General features: G+C 51.2%; 15 protein-coding genes. 5 read left to right on the plus strand and 10 right to left on the minus strand.

From position 1 onward, the window contains the following. The 7 genes from ABJU74_RS11400 to ABJU74_RS11430 form a co-directional block, all read right to left on the minus strand. Positions 1–1,605 carry an alpha/beta fold hydrolase gene (locus ABJU74_RS11400; RefSeq protein WP_348384335.1) on the minus strand — a complete coding sequence of 535 codons (1,605 nt, stop codon included), beginning with the start codon at positions 1,603–1,605 and terminating at the stop codon, positions 1–3. Positions 1,606–1,680: 75 nt separating this feature from the next. Further along, the gene (locus ABJU74_RS11405; RefSeq protein ID WP_348384336.1) at positions 1,681–2,691 is read right to left on the minus strand and encodes an NADP-dependent oxidoreductase; all 1,011 of its coding nucleotides are present in this window, start codon (positions 2,689–2,691) and stop codon (positions 1,681–1,683) included. Positions 2,692–2,806: 115 nt separating this feature from the next. Continuing rightward, positions 2,807–3,841: an ABC transporter ATP-binding protein gene (locus ABJU74_RS11410; RefSeq protein WP_348384337.1), complete on the minus strand. Its 1,035-nt coding sequence runs from the start codon at positions 3,839–3,841 to the stop codon at positions 2,807–2,809. Then, positions 3,838–5,448: an iron ABC transporter permease gene (locus tag ABJU74_RS11415; protein WP_348384338.1), complete on the minus strand. Its 1,611-nt coding sequence runs from the start codon at positions 5,446–5,448 to the stop codon at positions 3,838–3,840. Before ABJU74_RS11415 ends, ABJU74_RS11410 begins: the two co-directional genes overlap by 4 nt. A gap of 18 nt (positions 5,449–5,466) precedes the next feature. Beyond that, the gene (locus tag ABJU74_RS11420) at positions 5,467–6,504 is read right to left on the minus strand and encodes an extracellular solute-binding protein (RefSeq protein ID WP_348384339.1); all 1,038 of its coding nucleotides are present in this window, start codon (positions 6,502–6,504) and stop codon (positions 5,467–5,469) included. Positions 6,505–6,680: 176 nt separating this feature from the next. Next, complete coding sequence (locus ABJU74_RS11425; RefSeq protein ID WP_348384340.1) at positions 6,681–7,685, minus strand: DUF6607 family protein; 1,005 nt, start codon at positions 7,683–7,685, stop codon at positions 6,681–6,683. A 22-nt stretch (positions 7,686–7,707) separates the two neighbouring features. Next, positions 7,708–9,957: a TonB-dependent hemoglobin/transferrin/lactoferrin family receptor gene (locus ABJU74_RS11430; RefSeq protein WP_348384341.1), complete on the minus strand. Its 2,250-nt coding sequence runs from the start codon at positions 9,955–9,957 to the stop codon at positions 7,708–7,710. A gap of 219 nt (positions 9,958–10,176) precedes the next feature. Here ABJU74_RS11430 and ABJU74_RS11435 point away from each other — a divergent pair, with 219 nt between their 5' ends. Both ABJU74_RS11435 and ABJU74_RS11440 read left to right on the plus strand, forming a co-directional pair. Further along, positions 10,177–10,401 (plus strand): hypothetical protein, encoded by a 225-nt coding sequence (locus tag ABJU74_RS11435; protein ID WP_348384342.1) that lies wholly within the window; start codon positions 10,177–10,179, stop codon positions 10,399–10,401. Next, positions 10,398–12,110 (plus strand): amidohydrolase family protein, encoded by a 1,713-nt coding sequence (locus ABJU74_RS11440; RefSeq protein ID WP_348384343.1) that lies wholly within the window; start codon positions 10,398–10,400, stop codon positions 12,108–12,110. The genes ABJU74_RS11435 and ABJU74_RS11440 overlap by 4 nt, the downstream gene beginning before the upstream one ends. Positions 12,111–12,207: 97 nt before the next feature. Here the strand turns inward: ABJU74_RS11440 and ABJU74_RS11445 are convergent, their stop codons facing one another. Then, positions 12,208–13,149, minus strand: a complete 942-nt coding sequence (locus tag ABJU74_RS11445) for a hypothetical protein (RefSeq protein ID WP_348384344.1) — start codon at positions 13,147–13,149, stop codon at positions 12,208–12,210. A gap of 335 nt (positions 13,150–13,484) precedes the next feature. Between ABJU74_RS11445 and ABJU74_RS11450 the strand changes: the two genes are divergently transcribed. Beyond that, positions 13,485–14,819 carry an MFS transporter gene (locus tag ABJU74_RS11450; RefSeq protein ID WP_348384345.1) on the plus strand — a complete coding sequence of 445 codons (1,335 nt, stop codon included), beginning with the start codon at positions 13,485–13,487 and terminating at the stop codon, positions 14,817–14,819. 3 nt (positions 14,820–14,822) lie between these two features. On the opposite strand, the gene ABJU74_RS11455 is transcribed toward ABJU74_RS11450, so the two are convergent. Continuing rightward, positions 14,823–15,941: an AI-2E family transporter gene (locus ABJU74_RS11455; RefSeq protein WP_348384346.1), complete on the minus strand. Its 1,119-nt coding sequence runs from the start codon at positions 15,939–15,941 to the stop codon at positions 14,823–14,825. A 166-nt stretch (positions 15,942–16,107) separates the two neighbouring features. Here ABJU74_RS11455 and gmk point away from each other — a divergent pair, with 166 nt between their 5' ends. Next, positions 16,108–16,773 (plus strand): guanylate kinase, encoded by a 666-nt coding sequence (gmk, locus tag ABJU74_RS11460; RefSeq protein WP_348384347.1) that lies wholly within the window; start codon positions 16,108–16,110, stop codon positions 16,771–16,773. Between the two features lie 258 nt (positions 16,774–17,031). Here the strand turns inward: gmk and ABJU74_RS11465 are convergent, their stop codons facing one another. Further along, positions 17,032–17,241 carry a hypothetical protein gene (locus ABJU74_RS11465; protein WP_348384348.1) on the minus strand — a complete coding sequence of 70 codons (210 nt, stop codon included), beginning with the start codon at positions 17,239–17,241 and terminating at the stop codon, positions 17,032–17,034. Positions 17,242–17,308: 67 nt separating this feature from the next. Here ABJU74_RS11465 and ABJU74_RS11470 point away from each other — a divergent pair, with 67 nt between their 5' ends. Next, the gene (locus tag ABJU74_RS11470) at positions 17,309–18,904 is read left to right on the plus strand and encodes a sulfatase-like hydrolase/transferase (RefSeq protein WP_348384349.1); all 1,596 of its coding nucleotides are present in this window, start codon (positions 17,309–17,311) and stop codon (positions 18,902–18,904) included. The last annotated feature ends 177 nt before the right edge of the window (positions 18,905–19,081 follow it).

Below are 19,081 nucleotides of genomic sequence, written 5' to 3' on the forward strand. Positions count from 1 at the left end.
CTAAGCGTCCAATGCAGGTAGCCGTTCCGGACAGGGATAGCGCGCTGTGCTCACAATTTCGATATCAGTCGCGGCAGACCGCAGCAAAGCGGGCCAGTCCAAACCATGTTGTAGAGATGCAAAAGCCGGATAATGAGCCCCCACTCTCAGCAATCGGACCAGTTTTTCGTGCAGATAGGAAGGAGAAAGATTGGGCGCCACGGATCGCGCGGCCTTTGGACTTTTGTCAAACCATGGCCAGAAAAATTCATCATCCACCATCATTGCCCATGCCGAAATCAGATGCGATCCATCGGGTTTCGGCGCAATATCTATCAGGCCCGCCTCGGCAAAGGCCGCTTGCTCACTCGGAGTAAAGGCAATGGGATCGACAATTCGCAGATGATCGACTGTGATATGATCAGCCAACTTTATGCCAATGGCTGCGCCCAATCCGACACCCACAATATCCACCGGTCCGTCAGAAATGGCACGGATCACGGGCACTAAATTCTCGGTAAGCGAGGAGAGCGAAAGTGACGGTTCATCAACTGCCATCATCGTGGCACCGTGGCCTGGCAAATCAACCAATATGGCTGGACGATTGTTGGCGAACTTTTTCGCCAAATCCCGCATTTGATCGCTCGATTGCAATGCATCATGCAGAAATATAATCGGCTTACCCTGCGCAGCGGACAGAATTTGAGCATGGATTTGATGCCCACCCGATGGATAATATCGCCGTTCAAAACCCGAACCGAGCGCAGTTGTTTTCATAGGTTCAAAGGCAGTGGCATCGCCGTGATCAGCAATAGTTTGACGAAGCTTTTCCACTTGAACAGAAAATCTCTCATCGATGGTCGGCCCGGCATGCAAAACTTCCATGGATTCTGGAACACCAAGATTAATGAGCGCATCGGTGATCGCCAAGGCAATACTCGCTTCCCATCGCATAATCGTTGCTGGCACGGTCAAGCCGTCCATATGAGACCGTTTCTCGGTCTGAAAAGCAGGGCGATAGGCTTTAGCATATTGGGTTCCGGCGCGGAGGTAGCGCAGCAACATCATCTGGGTCACTTCAACGGGAGGCAAAGGAATGCCAAGGCGGTCTTCAATCCGATCGGACTGCCAGGGAAAAGCGACAAATAAATGCCGGCACATATCCCAATAGGTCAATAAATGACCGCCATCCCGGCGCGGTGTAACATCCGGAAAATACCCGTCCATTAACCGCTCTCGTTCGTCATCGGGAACATGGCCGTTGGAATCCAGCATCATCAACTTGATCCGCGAAGGATAACGTTTTCCCAGTTCAATCGCGACCTGGGAGCCGGTGGCAGCGCCATAGAGATAAAATTGGTCCATCCCCAGGGCATCAGCCGTAGCGATGACACTATCGGCATAGTCACCCATATCCGGTTGCATTTCGGGAATATCATCAGACAATCCATAGCCAGGCGTATCCAGCGCGAAACAGCTGCAAACTTGTGAAAAAGCAGTCAATGCAGGCACCATGGCTTCAGAGCATTGCGGCGAAGGATGCAGTAAAATCATCGCCGGTCCGGAGCCAGCGCGGCGATAGTGAACCTGGCGCCCATCAGGCAAATTCACATAATCACATTTCATTATTTTCTCTCACAATCTTCCGGCTCGTTTTGCGTCCTGTGATCCACTTTCGTGCCATTGGCTGCGCAACATATCTCAGACCGATTCAGCGGCGACAGCGACTATCGCCTTTCCAATATTCTCTCCGAGCATTAATTTTTCAAACAAGACAGGGGCTTGATCGAGCCCCGTCACCCGATCTTCGACAAAGTGGAGTTTGCCCTCTGCAATCCACTCACCAATTTTGGCCGTGACATCTTGTTGTTCATCTAGAAAATCATAGACAACCAAACCCATAACCTTGGCTCTTTTGACTATGAAAATGCCAGGATTTGGACCGGCTGGGCGTTCATCGGCATGATATTGGGATGCAAGGCCGCACAAGACCACCCGGCCGTAATCCGCTAGGTTGAGCAAGGCCGTATCCAGCAATTCTCCCCCAACATTGTCATGATAGACATTTATGCCTTGGGGCAAAACTGCAGCTAATTGTTCCTTCCAATCCGCATTTTTATAATTGATACAGGCATCAAAACCATATTCGTCGCGTACCAATGCGCATTTTTCATCAGACCCAGCAATACCAACAACATTGGTAGCCCCAAGAATACGTGCGATTTGACCGCAAGTCCCACCAACTGGCCCCGCTGCAGAAGAAACTAGCACATGATCGCCGGGCTGAACCGCGGCCAAATGATTCATACTGGCATAGGCGGTCAGGCCTGGCATGCCCGTGGCCCCAATTTGAGTCGACAAAGGAGCCGCGGTCGGGTCGACTTTGCGCATGGCAAGCGCCGGTACAATTGCATGGTCCCGCCAACCGGTTTCCCCGGCAACATAGTCACCAACCGCAAAACCATCCGCTTTGGACGCGATGACCTGCCCCAATCCATAACCCGGGACGACATCACCGGGTTGAGGTTGCGGCGTCATATGCCGTCCGCGCAGCGCCGACCCGACATATGGATCCAAAGAGAGATAAATAATCCGCACCAACACTTCACCATCGTTAATATCCGCAAGAGAAACGGGTTGTACCGCAAAGTCTGAGGCGACCGGTTTGGCATGTATTTCTCGACTGAGGATCACCTCATTTGCGTGTGTCATCTTATCTGGCTCCTCGTAGCAAATTGGTAAGGGAATCGTGACCCACCGTCACCTTAGATTTGTCCGGACAAATTTAAAAGCTATATGATAAAATTTATCACTCTGGCTGACGGCGCTATGCTACAATATGCGTCAATGCGGGATCGAGCCGCACATGAACCATTTGACCAACAGTTGGACTGGTTGCGGTGGCTATTCTAGCATTCCAGCACAAACCATCGGGAGCTTTGACTTGCAGTTCGGTTGTTGCGCCAAGCGCATTGCTGCCGACAATTTCAAATTGACCATCCGGTTTATCGGCATCAACAATCAATCCCTCTGGCCGCACCATTGCAGTGGCTTCTGCAATATCGGCTTCGCGTTCAGAAACAATCAATCCAAAAGCGCTGTTCATTTTTCCGTTCGATATTGGACCGCGCCAAATATTCACCGGTCCCAATAAGCGCGCCGCAGAAACAGAATTGGGCTTCAGGTATAATTGCGATGGTGCGCCAGATTGAATGATAGCCCCATCAACCATCAGTACCAACTTATCCGCCATGAACAAGGCTTCCTCGGTATCATGGGTGACCACCAATACCGCGGCACCGGATTTTTTCAGTTCAGCCACTGCCATGCCGCGCAGTTCCGAACGCAATCGCGCATCCAAACCGGAAAACGCCTCGTCGAGTAGAACTATTTCAGGTTCCGGTGCCAAAGCGCGGGCCAAGGCCACGCGCTGCTGCTCCCCGCCGGAAAGACGATGGGGATAAGCTCCAGACTTGTCATCCATCTCCACTGCAGCAAGTCGATCCATGGCAGTTTGACGACGATCAGATGGTGATCCCATGCGCAATCCGAACAAGACATTGTCCAAAGCCGTCAAATGCGGAAACAATGAAAAATCCTGAAAAACCAACCCGACATTTCGCTTTTCAGGTGGAACAAGGACATGGCCATCGGTCATTTTCTGACCCGATCCATGGACTTGCCCATCATCCACATCTTCCAGCCCTGCAATGACCCGAAGCAATGTGGATTTACCCGCGCCAGATGGTCCCAAAATCGCCGTGATACATCCGCGTTCCAGCTCAATGTTGACATTATCAAGCACTCGGCGTTTGCCGTGCGATTTTATCAACCCTTCCGCAGATACTACTATTTCTGTCATAACGCAGCGTTTTCGGTTTCACGTCGCGAGACTAACCAGCTCACCAACATCATGATTGGGAGCCCGATCACCACCAACAATAAGGATGGCAAAGCCGCCTGCGCTAACCGTTCATCCGAAGCGTAATGATGAGCGCTGACGGCTAAGGTTTCGAAATCGAGCGGGCGCAAAATCATGGTTGCCGGTAGTTCTTTCATAACTTCCACAAACACCAACAAAGCGGCTGTGGCAATACCGCTAAAGGCAAGAGGAAAATGAATACGCCCGATTACTGCCCACGGACTGGCCCCCAAGGAGCGAGCCGCTTGATCCATAGACGGCGTGATCCGCACCAACGCACTTTCGCATGGGCCAATGGCAGCCGCTGCAAAACGCGCCTGATAGGCAAATAGCAAAGCAACTAACCCGCCGCCGGCGACCATTGGAGCGGCTGCTCCCGAAAGCATATCCAAAAAATTCTGAGACGCCGCCAATAACGCAATCACGCCTAACGCTGCTACGGCGCCTGGGACAGCATATCCGGTATGGGCCGCGCGAACCGCAGCATTAGCAAACCATCCCCCAGTGCGGGCAGCATAAGCGGCCCCCAATCCCAAGAGAGCGGCGATCAAAGCGGAAAGAGAAGCAACGGTCATGGTTCCCCAAAAAGCCGCGGCGGGTGATCTGACGGGCTGGGTTTCCAACGCGAGGGTCAACAAATGGGTGCCGGGCACAATTAGTCCGAAGACAACGGGAATCGAGCAGATCAAAATGGTTATCCCGGCCCAACGCCCTGACAGGGGCACCCGGTGTTGCGGTTTGTTGCGGCCACCTGATTCTGCAACTTGAGCGCCGCGCCTGGCCAAACGTTCTCCTCCGAAAATCACCAATGTGACCAACAATAATATCAATGCCAAACGCGCGGCAGCTTGTGGATCACCAAAAGAAATCCAGGACCGTAAAATCCCGACAGTGAAAGTTGGCGTTCCCAGAAAATCAACCGTGCCATAATCAGCCAGCGTTTCCATAGCGACCAAGGCGGTTCCAGCCATAATCGCCGGCCGTGCCAGAGGCAAAGACACAGTGAAAAAGGCCGTAACCGGACTAGCGCCCAGGGTTCGTGCTGCTTCAAAGCTGTTGGTTCCGCTATATTCGAACGCTTGCCGCGCGAGCAGGTAAATATAGGGATAGAAAGAAATGGCAAAAATAAATCCCGCCCCGAAAAGCCCGCTAGTCGTAGGGAAATATCCAGCGGTGAGACTATAGACTGGTCCCCCCGCGGCCGTCATCGACATCCAGGCATAGCCTGACACATAGCTTGGCATGGCCAAGGATAATGGCAATGCGACCACCAATAAGCGCCGGCCCGGAAACGCATAGCGCGATGTTAGCCAGGCCGTGGGCACGCCGAGCAGCAAAGTGCCCAGGGTCGTAATGATCAGCAGGCCTGCTGAATTGCGAACATAGGTTCCCAGCTGGGTATCCCATAAATGCCCCATATGCGCGCCGCCGCCCGACACGCCGAGCGGAATCAGCGCCAAAACCGGCAAAGTACAGATCAGGGCTGCCGCGACGCCAAAAGGTGTGGGGCTAATCCCGCGCCTGGCCCTATCTATAACTTGCCCCATAACACCGATAATCTATAATCAGGGCCAACCCGCGCGATCAAAAAGCTGTTGCGCCTCTGCTTGATTTTCGCCCAATTTGGCTAATGAAATGGGGTCTTCTGTGAATTCGCCCAAAGTTTCCAGAGCTGCATTTTTGTAGGCCACAGACTCGACCACGGGATATTCATTGGTCAGTTCGGCAAAAAATCGCTGCGGCTGCTCGGTCATCGCAAACTCGATAAATTGCCGCGCCAATTCGGGATTAGGTGCATGTTTGGCAACACCAGCGCCAGAAACATTCACATGAACACCGGCATCGGCATTGGGCCAAAATACTTCCAAATCAGCAACGAGGTTTTTGTTTTTCTCGTCGTTCATCAGCCGCGCAAAATAATAGTGATTGACCAAAGCCACGTCACATTCTCCAGCTGCAACCGCTTTGATTTGATCAGTATCGCCGCCTAAAGGGTCACGTGCAAAATTGCCTGCAACGTCAGTTGCCCATTTTTGCGCCTTCTCCGCACCCCAACGATCGATCAAGGCCGCTACAAGCGAGATATTGTAAATATTGCCAGAAGATCGGACACATACCTTTCCTTTAAAAGCAGGATCGGCGAGGGATTCATATCCGGTCAGTTTTGAGGCATCTATACGATCCGGTGCATAGACCAAAACGCGCGCGCGCTTGGCCAAACCATACCACAAACCATCAGGATGACGCATACCGGCTGGAACGGCAGCATCCAGTTCGTCTGTCACCAGAGGCGCAAACAATTCTTCTTGCTCTGCCCGCCAGAGCCGTCCGGCATCCACCGTGACAATGACGTCCGCAGGACTGCGCGCGCCATCAGCTTTCAAGCGCTCTACAAGCAAATCACCATCTGCTTCAATCGTCCGCACCTCCACTCCGGTTGCTTCCTCAAAAGCATCATAAAGTGCATAGTCGGAATCATAATGGCGGGACGAAAAGACCACCAACATGTCTCCTTCAGATGCTCCCGTGCCGCTTGACGAGCCGCTGCCACAAGCGGCTAAACTCAACGTCGCAACGAAAAGACCGATAATACCAAAACGCATGTATTGCTCCTTGCAAAAAAGGGATGGTGTGATCAGCGCAACCCCATCAAAGATTGTAAGCCGATGCCATCCAAACTGTCATTAACAGAGTATAGGTTAGTTGCTACGCAAAAAATGATCAGAACAATATTATTCTTTCTGTTTCCTGCGCGGACAACCCACCTGTTCAGATTCCTTTACTTTTGATTCAAAGCCGTTTGCACAGCACCGGACTTGGTCGCATCTGCGATAAGTGTCTGGGCTTTCTGCACGGCCGGGCCCGATTTCATTTCGCCCTTGGCTATTTTTGTACCCATGCTCAGCAATTCGCCGCTAATGACAGTGCCAGTCTGCGCCTCTTCTTCAATCGACACACCCCGGTTCGATGCAAATGCCTTGTCCCAAGACGCACGCACTGCGGCCCAATAATCCTTGGTTCTAGACCAGTAGTCATCGGCCGCCTGAACGTTATAATCCTCAAATTTCGTATAGCTGTTGAGCACATATTCCTGAACGATGGGAACAAGCTTGCCGTCAATCATTCCCATTTTGGTGTTGTCTTGAAAATGAATCCAGCCATCAGGCGCAGGCGAATGCCGGTTTATTGCGTAATAGCGATCATAAACCGGATCCCGAACCGCATCGCGCCTTGCCAGCGGGCGCCATGTCCAGTTCGAACTCCAGCGTCGGACGCCGGCTACGGATTCCCAGCGGCCAACTCCAGCATATCGCGGACTGTCATCGACTTGATAAACGGTTTGCGACCATTTTCCTTTTCGGTGCTCCTCTGGCACGGCTTTTAAGGTCCAACGATGACGGTCAGAATAGACGAGCAGATGCGCGGGTTCATATTCCCAATCCTGACGCCAATGCTTGACGATAAAATCTTTGCCATCGCCCATATCGACAACCAGCAAATGCTGCAGGATTATCTTCTTGCCGGTATCTTCGATCACACGCACCACTTCATTGCCACCTGAAATTTTGCGATCTCGGGCTTCATAGCCTTCCTGCCAAACAGTGGATTCCTGCATATCAAAGCGGACCTTATAATTTCCCGCCATCGCCAGAATGTCTGCACGATCTTCATCAAAGGATGATTGCTGCGCCGCTTCCATTTCTGGAGCCGCCGCGCCGTTGGCCCAGGCAGGCGCTGGAACCATCGCAATAGCCAAAAAACCAACATAATATTTGAGTTTCATCGTAACATCTCCTTATAAATTTTTAAAAGCTAGCGCTGATAGAAAGGCTCACATTGCGCCCGGGCTGCGTGAAAGCATCGGTAATGTCGGAAGACGCATTGAGACCGCGTACATTGCTCCACAGTGCGTATTTTTTGTCCGTAACATTGAACAGGCCCGCGCGGATCGTGAAATTCTCAGAAACCCGATAAAAAGCGGTCGCATCAATTATGGCTGATTCACTCGGCCGGAAACAGGCTTCGCTACATGTCCCAATGGTTTCATTGGCTTCTTTGCGAGCGTTATAGGATAGAATTAATTCCCCCCCAAAACGGTCTTCAGGGTCACGATAGCCGAGACCCAAAATGGCGTTTAGTGGGTCAATTGTCGACAAGGATAAATCCGTTGTGTCGGGGGCTTCAACCGTGCCGTCCGCAAAGGCAATTGCGAAACGGGCTCTGAAGCCATTGTCGGCTTTATAGGATGCCCGCGCCTCGACGCCCTTCACATCAACATTGTTCAGGTTCACAAATTGGAAAACGGCAGGATCACCCGGCCTGAAGGATCCTGACACAATTTCCTGACTGATAAAATCATCATATTGAGCGGAAAATGCCGTCAGCCCGAGGGTTATTCCATCGGCCTGATAGCGAATTCCCGCTTCCAAAGACTCACTGGTCTCCGGGTCCAGGTTTGGGTTGGGCAGCGAAGTATAGCCAAATACCAGATTTTCGAAAAAATTATTGACTTGGCTAGGAGTTGGCGCGCGAAAACCCTGTGCATAATTGCCGAATAGTCGGACATCGCCCAATTTCCAGACCGCGCCAATTTTAGGCGATATGCGGGATCCATCCTGGCCGGTGGGAACAAAGCCTGGCAATAGCGGATCATCCGTCGGGTCCAGATCATAAAAATCAAAACGCAGGGCTGGATAAAGAGTGAAGGCTCCGTCCGCAAATTCCATGGCATTGCCAATAAACAATCCGCCCAGAGAAAAATCGGTTACCGGAAAGGCGCGAGACGGAAAAGTCTCTGCAAAGGGTGGTTCTACTCCATCGCGCAAACCGTCTTGGCGAGTAACGCTATAATCGCCGCCATAAGTTATGACATGCTTGATCGGGCCGGTCGTAAAACTGGAACGAAAATCAGCCGCGACACCATAGACACGATTGTTGAAGCTATTGAGCCGTTCGCGATCTGGCCGCGGCGTCGCCCCGGTTGGAGAACGATCTTCATCGGCAAACTGAACATCTTTACCATCCTGCCAATAAGCTGCCACATGGGCATAGTCGAAAAAGCCCGAGCCGTCCGCATCCGCATTATATGTCCAATCAACCGAAGCCCGAACGCGTTCCGTGCTATCTTCTGCGGTCAAACTATCAACAATCCAGCTTGGTGGACCCGGAAAGAGAAAGACCGGTCCCAAGCCCGAAAGAATGTTGGATGAGATTTCCCGTTCAAGATATTCTCCAGTTATCCGCACCCGGTGATTGCCATTATTCCAGACTAGCTTGCCCAATAATGCATTGGATTGGCCATCCTGCGGATTAGGCGTCGTTCGAGCGGCCCCTTCCACATCATTGTCGCCTTTGTTGTCCAACTCCTCAAAATCTCGCCGAGAATAAGCCAACATCGCAGAAAAATTCCCGGTCTGCCCGGCAAGAGCAACGGTTTCCGAGAATTCATTATCCGCCGAACTAAATTGGGCGCGCGCAAATCCACCAATCGCATTACCGTCTTTGATAAAGTCAACCGGGTCCGAGGTTGTAAAACTGACGACACCGGATAATCCGTCACTGCCATATAGCGCAGATGCCGGCCCTCTCAATATTTCGACCGATTTGATTAAACCAACATCAGTGGCATTGCCGCGACCAACATCTTGAGCGCCGAAGCTAAACCCTTGGGGAGAGCGGATACCATCCACCTGGATAAGCACCCGGTTGCCACCAATTCCGCGAATGTTAAAATCTTCATTGCCGGCCCGGCCCGTCGTGCCCAAAGCGGCGCCAAAGCGAGCGGGGGCACGCCGTACCGTAATACCTGGCTCAAACCGAACAATATCACGCACATCTGTAGCCAATTCATCGGCAATCCGCTGCCCGTCAATCACCGTCACGGTGGCTGGCGCATCGACGATAGCCACCGGAGCCCGTGTGGCCGTGACGGTTATGCCCTTTTCGTCATCAAAACCGTCATCAGCAGTCTCGGCTGCAAATGCAGCCTGTGAAAAACATAGTGCCAGTAAGCTGGATGCCAGAGCGAATTGCCGCTGGCGCAAAGAAGATTTCATAGAGAGTTTCCTCGACTCGTAATGATAATGAGAATGATTCTCATTCCTATTAGTGGTGCAGTTGGAATTCTGTCAATCGGAAACTGCTCGCTATCGCTCGCTAAATTTCCACCGAGCGCAAAAGTGGGAAATCAAATCTTATTCAAATGCAGTATGGTGATCTGCTGACGGCGGGTTAGACAGTGCCTGTTGGATGTAAGGGACAGGGACAGGAATAGAATGGATCCCAATATTTATGTGGCCATCGTCAGCGCTGTGTCATCGCTGAGCTATTATTTCGCTCTGTTCATGGCGGGACTGGCGCGCGGCCGGTTCAAGATTGCGGTTCCATCACATAGCGTCAGAAAAACGCCTGCCCTGGCTCTATGCGAGCATGCCGCCCATTTATATTGTTCTAGGCTCCTTAATCGGCGGTCTGTTCCAAGCGTGAGAGAAAAATTATGAACGGCAAACATGATCTGGTCATTCGCAATGGAACAATTGCAGATGGCAGCGGGGAAGCCTTAATTTTCGGCGATATAGCGATCAGTAATGGTAAAATTGAAGCAATCGGAGAGGTTTCTGGGCGCGGTCAGGAAGAAATTGATGCCACCGACCGGATCGTAACCCCCGGCTTTGTCGATGTGCACACCCACTATGATGGGCAATGCATCTGGGCCGAGGAGCTCAGCCCCTCATCCTCGCACGGCGTGACCACGGCTATTATGGGCAATTGCGGCGTCGGCTTTGCACCTTGCCGAGCCGAAGATCATGATATGCTGATCAATGTCATGGAAGGTGTCGAAGATATCCCTGGCGTTGTGATGACGGATGGATTGCCGTGGAATTGGGAAACATTTCCCGAATATCTCGATATTGTCGCCCAAGGAAAGCGCGATATTGATGTCGCCGCTTATCTCCCTCATTCTCCTCTGCGGGTATTTGCGATGGGAAAGCGCGGCGCGAACAGAGAGCCGGCAAATGCAGAAGACTTAGCGCTGATGCGCAAATTATCAAAAGAGGCGATTGAAGCCGGCGCGCTCGGCTTTGCCACATCTCGCCTGTCGATCCATAAAACCGCTGAAGGCGGAAGCATTCCGACATTTGAAGCCGATATTGCTGAATTGGAGGCTATTTGCGGCGGTTTGGCTGATGCGGGCAGCGGCACATTTCAAATTGTACTCGATGCATTTGTGGGTTGGGACAAAGAATATCAGGTCATCGAGAAAGTTGTTGAATCGAGCGGCCGCCCGGCCACATTTACGTTGGCTTCTGGCAATGATGGACCACCACGATGGCGATCAGTCCTCGATATGATTAATCAAACCAATGCCAATGGCGGAAAGGCCACGGCGCAAATCATGCCGCGTCCAATCGGCCTCATCGCCGGTCTGGAGCTCACGGTACACCCGTTCATATTATGCCCGAGCTGGTCAAAAATTGCCGATCTTTCATTAGCAGAACAGGTTAAGGCCATGCATGATCCGCAATTGCGCGCGGATTTGATCACTGAAGATTTCGAGCATGGCCATCCGTTCAATGCGTTAGCCCGTGATTGGAACTGGCTATTCCCGCTTGATGATCCGCCCGACTACGCTCCGCCCAAAGAAAAAAGCATGGCCGGTCAAGCCGCGGCCAAAGGCTGCACGCCCCAAGAAATAGCCTATGATCGTCTGCTAGAAACCAATGGCAAGGGCTTGTTCCTTGCCGCGCTGGGCAATTATGAAAATGCCACGTTGGAAAGTGCCCATGAAATGCTAAGTCATCCCCATTGCATCCCCGGCCTTGGCGATGGCGGCGCCCATTATGGCGCAATATGTGATGCAAGCTATTCTACTTATCTGCTTACGCAATTTGTTCAAAAACCAGGGGAATTGCAATTTGATCTGCCGCAAGCCGTCCATATGCTGTCGCACAAAGCGGCAAAGGCAGTGGGACTGGCAGATCGAGGTCTCCTCAAACCGGGCGCCAAGGCCGATATTAATGTAATTAATCTCAAGGAGATGAAACTGCATTTGCCGGAAATCGTCCAAGACCTGCCCGCCGGCGGAAAACGTCTTCATCAGCGGGCCACGGGCTATGACGCCACCATAGTATCCGGTGAAGTAATTCGGCGCTACGATCAATCCACCGGAGCCAGGCCAGGGCAATTGATCAGAAATGCAGCCGCATAGTTCTATAAGCAATATGTTGCCCAGGAAATGATCAAGAAAGGATAAACACGGTGAGGTTGGTGAAAATGGCCTTTATCAGACCTGCGCAAAAACCAACTTATTCGCCGCGAAATTTGTCCACAACGGATTGCATATCATCGAGATTCAATGGGCCATTCCTTGACGATTTCTTTCGGCGGGCAAACCATTTCACATTATCCACCGCAACCGATTGCGGCATTGGAGCTTGTGGTCCATCGACTTTTTCTGTGCCCTTATAGCGATATTCTCCGGACAACAGCCCATTGCTCAATTCCCCACTATAGGTGAAAATATGTCGCGGCCCAAATGTCTGGCCGCGAATGTAAAGTTGTACGCGGCGTTCAAAGTTTATCCGATTGCCATCCCATTGGACTGTCACGAGTTTTCCATCCATGCGGGTCGCAAGACTATCCTCATATTTGAAAATTTTGAATGTTTCGGTCCCATTCCTTTTGAACCCAGAATCATGGCTCAGGTGCCAGCTCCCTAAAATAGGGGCGTCGGCCGGCTCTTCCCCCTGATTCTTGGGCACCTTAACTGGACCGGCATTCGGTTTAGGGCGATCAACTTGAGACAAGAGCATTTCTTGTCGCTCATCGAATATCTGGTGAGCCGCCTTGATCCGGAACGAACCCGATCCAGCACAAGCCAATTTTAGATCAAAGCCCGTCTTAAACGGATTGGCGAGAATATAACCAAAATCGCCCAATTGAATCACCAGTTCTTGGTTCGGCCTGGCCCAGATTTTATAGGTGAGCCGCTCATCATGTTCCAAAAAATCGGGAGAAGAAATCTCGCTGACAACGCCGCCAATCTTGGTCGACAAAGCCAGGGTCGTCTTTCCGTTGGCCGGACCAGCGGTCATTGTTAGCGTTAGCGATCGATTGCGATCCGGATCAAACAGAATGACACTGGCTTTTGCAGGAAAATCGTCGTCAGAACGATGTGCCCGAAGGAGCAATTGTCCGTCTATAACCACTTCTTCCGGTACAATTTCCAATTCAACATGCGAGCTCATATCTCCCGCCGCGTTGCAGTTAAAAGTTGTTCCTGCGGCCTGTACAGACGTTCCTATCAAACAAGCAGAAAGCCCTAATGCTGCGAGAAATATGTATTTTATCATGATTGGTGCGACCCAGTTGGTTGTTCTTTTGCGAAAACGTTAGTCAAATCTGGATTGCTTAGCAATTGGTGGCTTTGTCATTAAGCGCTCTCGCCAGGCCAACCGATCTCACAATATCCTAGCGATCACAAATCACGCTTGTCTTGCGCTGTGATTTCACAAAGCGCTTCCCAATCCGTCATATCTGCTGCTAGCAGCGATAAGATAAGCAATAAAAGCAGGACAAGGCTTTGGCATCAGAACCAGCCGACGGAGTGAGCGAACAACAGCCTACGCCCGAGGAATCACAATCGCGCCGGAAATTTTACGGTTGGAACAATGCTGCTCTGTTTTTTCTGATCCAATTTACCGCTTCTGGCTTTGTCTATTTTGCCTATGCTGCGATTTTCCCTGCCATGGTCGAAGCGATGAATTGGAATCGCGGTGAAGCATCAATTGCCCATAGTCTGAGTTTTTTGACCTTGGGCCTTAGCTATCCACTAACGGCATGGCTCATTGGAAAGAAAGGCGTGCGGTTCACGCTGACCATTGGACTTTTGCTCATGGCCAGTAGCCTTGCGCTTACTATAATTGTCGTCAGTGAAATCTGGCATTGGACCGTCATTTGGGGTTTGCTGATGGGCATGGCCAATGCCTTGGCTGGCCCTCTGTGCGGACAAACTGTGATCATCAATTGGTTCAATGCCAAAAGAGCCACGGTTTTGGGTATCATATTGACCGGCAGTGCCGCTGGCGGGTTCTTCGCACAACCGGTAATGATTCAAGTGATGGAAATATTTGGTAGCTGGCAATCGGGATGGTTGGTCAGTTTGGCCGCCGTTATCCTAGCTCTTATATTGACTCAGCTGGTGGTAAACCGACCGCAAGATATCGGACAATATGCGGACAATATCAATCCCAACGCCGTTCAGGATAGCGCTCAAAAAAAAGCCGCTGCTCCGCGCACCTATCGCAGCGAATATAGCTGGACGATCCGGCAGGTGTTTCGCACCAGAGCGGTATTTCTCATTATGATGATCAATATTAGCTACTTGGGCATTGGAACATTTTTGCTAACCCATGGTGCCCTATATCTGTCGGATATCGGCATTTCCAAAATTGAAACAGCTTCCATTGTCAGCATTTTCATTATCGGCAGCGGACTAGGCCGCGTTCCGGCAGGTTGGTTAGGCGACAGGATCGAACTGCGTTGGCTGATGGCAGCCATGATGGTTGTTATGTTGGCGAGTTTCATCATGTTGTGGCAGATCCACACGATAGCAGGACTGGGCAGCGCCGCCTTTATACTTGGCCTATGCTATGGCGGCTTTTTTGCACTCGCCCCTGCTCTCACCAGCAATTTTTTCGGCCCGGAAAGCTTCGCGAAAATTAACTCCGTATTTGCGCCGTTACTTTTGCCATTTGTAGCAACCGCTCCTGCCGGAGCTGGCTATATTTTCGATATATATGGCAGCTACGATCGCGCCTTTCTCATTGGCACTATTTTACTGGGCCTATCAGTAATTGCTGCGATTTTCCTGGCCCCACCCAAACATGTTGCGGAACTAAACCCCGCAAATATCTAAATGCTAGGTTCGGCCATCACTGGACAATAGTGCGGCTATCGGCTTGGTGCCCTTCCGTCCCGCCAGAACGATCATCAAAATCGTCGTGAATGGAACCGCCAAAATAGCCCCCGGTATACCCCAAAGGCTGCTCCATACGGACAGAGCAATCAATACGATCATCGGACTGAGATTAACCGATTTGCTGAGCATACGCGGTTCCACAATATTGCCGATAATCACCTGTGCCGCGGTCATTAGCCCAGTGGCGATTAAAGGTATGGTGAGCGTTCCAAACTGAGCAACCGCGAACATCGCCGGAAAGGCAACGCCAACTATCGATCCAATATAGGGAATATAATTGAGCAGTCCGATAATAATCGCCCAAAGCGCAGCATATTCGATCCCTAGGGCCACCATGATTATCCAGCAAATTACAGCAAGGATGATGTTAATCAGGGTCTTGGTCGCAAGATAACTCCCGATATCATGGTTGATCCGAGCGATCATGTTTAACGTGTCTTTGGACTCATTGGCGCTGCCAAAGGCCCGACGGACTTTGGTCGGAAATCCGGTAATTTCACTCAACATGAATGAAGCATAAAGTATCGTGATAAAAATGAAGCCGCCAAAACTGGTGAGCGAAGACAAAACCGATTGCGCGAGCGCTGCAATATCAAATTCAGACAATAATTTGGTCGCAAACTCGCTTACCGCCTTCACCACCGCCTCGCTGCCACGATCGAACATCAGGCTTGGTGAAGCCATCATATCGGCCATATCTGCTTCAGCCGCTGCAGATTCTTGTGGATCGGGAAACCAGGCCACGAACAGATTTTCCAAATTGCTTTGGTAAGTTGGCAAGGACGGGACCAATGTTTGCAAACTTGCAATAAGCATGCGCGTCATAGCAAATAAAAGCAACACCACTCCAACCAAGGCCAATGTTGCGCGCATCCACATGGGCGAGCGGCCGAGACCGGGAATGCGCGCGACAGCTGCGCTGGCTGCATAAAGGATCTGCAACAGGATAATGGCGGTGACAATCGGCAGAATAATATCTTTTCCGACATAGAATAACCAACCAATCATGATCGTTATTCCAACCGAGAAAAATATCGTACTTACGCGGCCTTGCATCATAATTTTGGTCCGATTCTTCTTGGGCCGCGAATGGCCGTTACTGCCGCTAGATAACCATAATTTCCCCAGCTGTCATCCGGTCTGTTGGTTGATCTCATTTGTAACATCAGCCGGTTATCACGACTAGCATCTTGACGACGCGCATCCTTCTCGGCCAATAGCCGCTATGGCCGACGATATTTCTTCTCTTCCACATGATGAATTAAGCCGACGCGGGCTTTTGTTCGTCCTTTCTTCACCTTCCGGCGCTGGCAAATCTACGCTTGCGCGCATGCTGCTCGCAGCGGACGATCAGATCGCTATGTCAGTCTCCGTCACAACCCGCCCACAACGCCCCGGTGAAGAAGATGGCAAAGACTATCATTTCGTCAATGGAGAGCAATTTGAGGAAATGGTCGCTGACCAGGCGTTTCTTGAATATGCGACCGTTTTTGGAAACCGCTACGCGACGCCCGCTGCTCCGGTTCAAAAAAATCTCGAAGATGGCCAGGATGTTTTGTTTGATATTGACTGGCAAGGCACGCAGCAGCTCTATCAACGGGCGGGCGAAGATGTCGTGCGCATTTTTATCCTACCGCCTTCACTCGCCATTTTACGCAGTCGGTTGGAAAGTCGCGCAACTGATAGCAATGAGATTATCGATAGTCGTATGCAGCGTGCGACCAGCGAAATCAGTCATTGGGACGGCTATGACTATGTCTTGATCAACGATGATCTTGATGCATGTTTTGCCAAAGTTCAAAATATTTTGGCGACCGAACGGATGCGGCGATCCCGGCAAACCGGGCTGATTGGATTTGTCCGCGATCTGGTAGCGCAAGAGCGCGGCTGACTCCCAATTTGCTTCGAAGACAAGCAGAAAACCATCGTCTATTCTAACCCACAGAGCGAAACGACCGACCAATTTTCTGTTCGATATCGCGGGTTGATAAACACCGCTGCCTTTAAAAAATCGAATAGGGATGATGCCAGTAACGCCGCAATTAAAGCGCACCTTAGGGGTAGAGCGCTCTGGGCAATATGCCAGGAAAAGGAGCTTACCCATGCGGAGGGCAAAATTCCCAGCATATCAAATTACGAACCACGTTCATCATGTGGCACCATCCCCGTTGTGAAGCTGCGGCGCCATCCCTTCGCGTAACCAATCAGGATTACCGCAGGCCTCGGCATCACAATATTCGCGCAATCCCAAGTGGCTCAGCGGCTTTCGACCAAACGAAGACCAGTTTCGATAATCAGCCGCCAAAAGCGAAATTTCCGGCAAAACCTTGGATGAAACGGGATAAAGCCATTCAGTCATGGTTTCTTAAAGGCTTTCTGTCATGTTAAAGAACTGATTTACCAGCTTTCTATGTGAGAAGCCGCGCGTGACAAACAGCCCTTCCAACAGCGAAGACCGCCGCCACAGTTTGATCCGGATTATGGCCGGATTGCTGCTGTTTGCCGGCAGCTACGCGTTGCTCAATCAATGGTTGTTGGTCCACATGATCCTCTACCGAGCAGCGGCTTTTGACTATAGCAGCGCCATTTGGGCATTCGCCGCATTTGCTGTTCAAGCGCTGGTATTGCTCGCCGCAACGATATTGTTACCGCGCAAAGCCTTTATCATCCTCATTGCCCTGATCAGTCTTTCCGCCGGTGTTAATGGCATTTATGGCCAGGTCATCGGTGATACGCTCGATTTACCCAAGACCGGTTGGCTCTTCATGGAGGCGCGCCAAGCAGGGGAAGCCGCCAGCGAATTTACCGCTCCGTTGATCCTTGCCTTGGCTAAGCTAATCTTGGCGGTAACACTACTGGTCGCGACGCGCATCGTGATCCGGCCGACCATAGTCAGTTGGCGCCCAGGAGCCATTGACAGCAAAGCCAATGGGACAATCGCCACGGCATTGCTGGTTGCTCCGTCCGTGCTTTGGCCAGCATTTGGTTTTTATCCGCTGGCGGCTGAACGCAATTTATATCATTTCACGGCAACCATTCTCACCGCCGCCCCGCCACCGGAACGCGCCGTGGTCACGGCCATTCCCAAATCCGAAAATACGATAAAGAAAATCATCTGGCTGGTTGACGAAAGCATTTCCTATCGAGGATTTCTCGATGTTATCGCATCCAATATCGCAGACCTCGACTTTGTCGATTTTGGTGAAACTGCGGCCATGGGACATTGTAGTACCCCGGCCAATGTCGCATTGCGCTCCGGTGTCAATGTCCGCAAAATCAAGCCAACCACTGACTTGCGCAAAACCCCTTCTATTTGGGGCTATGCTCTCAAGGCCGGCTATCGCACGCATATGATTGACGGGCAGGTATCCGGTCCGCCTCAAAATCTATTGCTGCCGCCAGAGCGGGCGCTGATCAATAAATATGAAAATGCAGCAGCGGGAATTGAAACCGATATTGCAATGGCGCGGACCTTAAACAGCGCATTGAAAACGCAGGACAAACAATTTGTCTATGCCTTATTGCGCGGTGTACATTTCCAATATCGCGACCATTATCCTGAAGGCGCCCTCCCCGCCAACAGCAGCACCCAAGCGCAATATGAAAAAGCCATATCTTATTCCAAGAAAGATTTTTTCAAAACGCTGCTCAATGGTGTCGATCGCTCTGAAGTTGCGATTTTCTATACCTCAGACCATGGCCAATATATCAAGGATGGCGTCACGCCGCATTGCAGTGGCCGTCCGGTTACAGAAGAATATGCAGTCCCGCTTATCGCTTTCTTGCCCGAGTCTGAGCAAAGCCGTTTCATCAGCAATGGGCAAGGTGGGCATAGCCATAGCCAACTCTTTCCAACAACTTTGAATCTGATGGGTTTTGATCCGGCTTATACCGCGGGAAATTACGACAACAGCCTGCCTGATCCCGCAGCACGCTATATCTGGTTTGGCCGCGCGATTGTCCCGATTGAAAAAGGCGGAACGATCGATGTTCAATATAGCAAACGCTTTCCGCATCGCTAATTGAATTTGTAACATTCTATCCATCTGATCACCAGTTTGATCATCACTATTTCAAAGACTCTTTTTCCTGCTCCATTGGCGACAGGTGCTCTGCAATAGCCGGTGCCACCAGATGCGCGTGTCGGAAGCATAGAAAAAGCGGCATCTGGACGAACGGGCGTGATGAAGATGCTCAAT

Origin of the sequence: Parasphingorhabdus sp. (assembly GCF_039982415.1) — a bacterium.
GTDB lineage: Bacteria > Pseudomonadota > Alphaproteobacteria > Sphingomonadales > Sphingomonadaceae > Parasphingorhabdus.

Coding starts and splice junctions, on each gene's coding strand:
- ABJU74_RS11435 (WP_348384342.1), top strand. CDS start 10,177: ATGGATCCCAATATTTATGTGGCCATCGTCAGCGCTGTGTCATCGCTG.
- ABJU74_RS11455 (WP_348384346.1), bottom strand. CDS start 15,941: ATGATGCAAGGCCGCGTAAGTACGATATTTTTCTCGGTTGGAATAACG.
- ABJU74_RS11405 (WP_348384336.1), bottom strand. CDS start 2,691: ATGACACACGCAAATGAGGTGATCCTCAGTCGAGAAATACATGCCAAA.
- ABJU74_RS11410 (WP_348384337.1), bottom strand. CDS start 3,841: ATGACAGAAATAGTAGTATCTGCGGAAGGGTTGATAAAATCGCACGGC.
- ABJU74_RS11465 (WP_348384348.1), bottom strand. CDS start 17,241: ATGACTGAATGGCTTTATCCCGTTTCATCCAAGGTTTTGCCGGAAATT.
- ABJU74_RS11420 (WP_348384339.1), bottom strand. CDS start 6,504: ATGCGTTTTGGTATTATCGGTCTTTTCGTTGCGACGTTGAGTTTAGCC.
- ABJU74_RS11440 (WP_348384343.1), top strand. CDS start 10,398: ATGAACGGCAAACATGATCTGGTCATTCGCAATGGAACAATTGCAGAT.
- gmk (WP_348384347.1), top strand. CDS start 16,108: ATGGCCGACGATATTTCTTCTCTTCCACATGATGAATTAAGCCGACGC.
- ABJU74_RS11430 (WP_348384341.1), bottom strand. CDS start 9,957: ATGAAATCTTCTTTGCGCCAGCGGCAATTCGCTCTGGCATCCAGCTTA.
- ABJU74_RS11400 (WP_348384335.1), bottom strand. CDS start 1,605: ATGAAATGTGATTATGTGAATTTGCCTGATGGGCGCCAGGTTCACTAT.
- ABJU74_RS11425 (WP_348384340.1), bottom strand. CDS start 7,685: ATGAAACTCAAATATTATGTTGGTTTTTTGGCTATTGCGATGGTTCCA.
- ABJU74_RS11415 (WP_348384338.1), bottom strand. CDS start 5,448: ATGGGGCAAGTTATAGATAGGGCCAGGCGCGGGATTAGCCCCACACCT.
- ABJU74_RS11445 (WP_348384344.1), bottom strand. CDS start 13,149: ATGAGCTCGCATGTTGAATTGGAAATTGTACCGGAAGAAGTGGTTATA.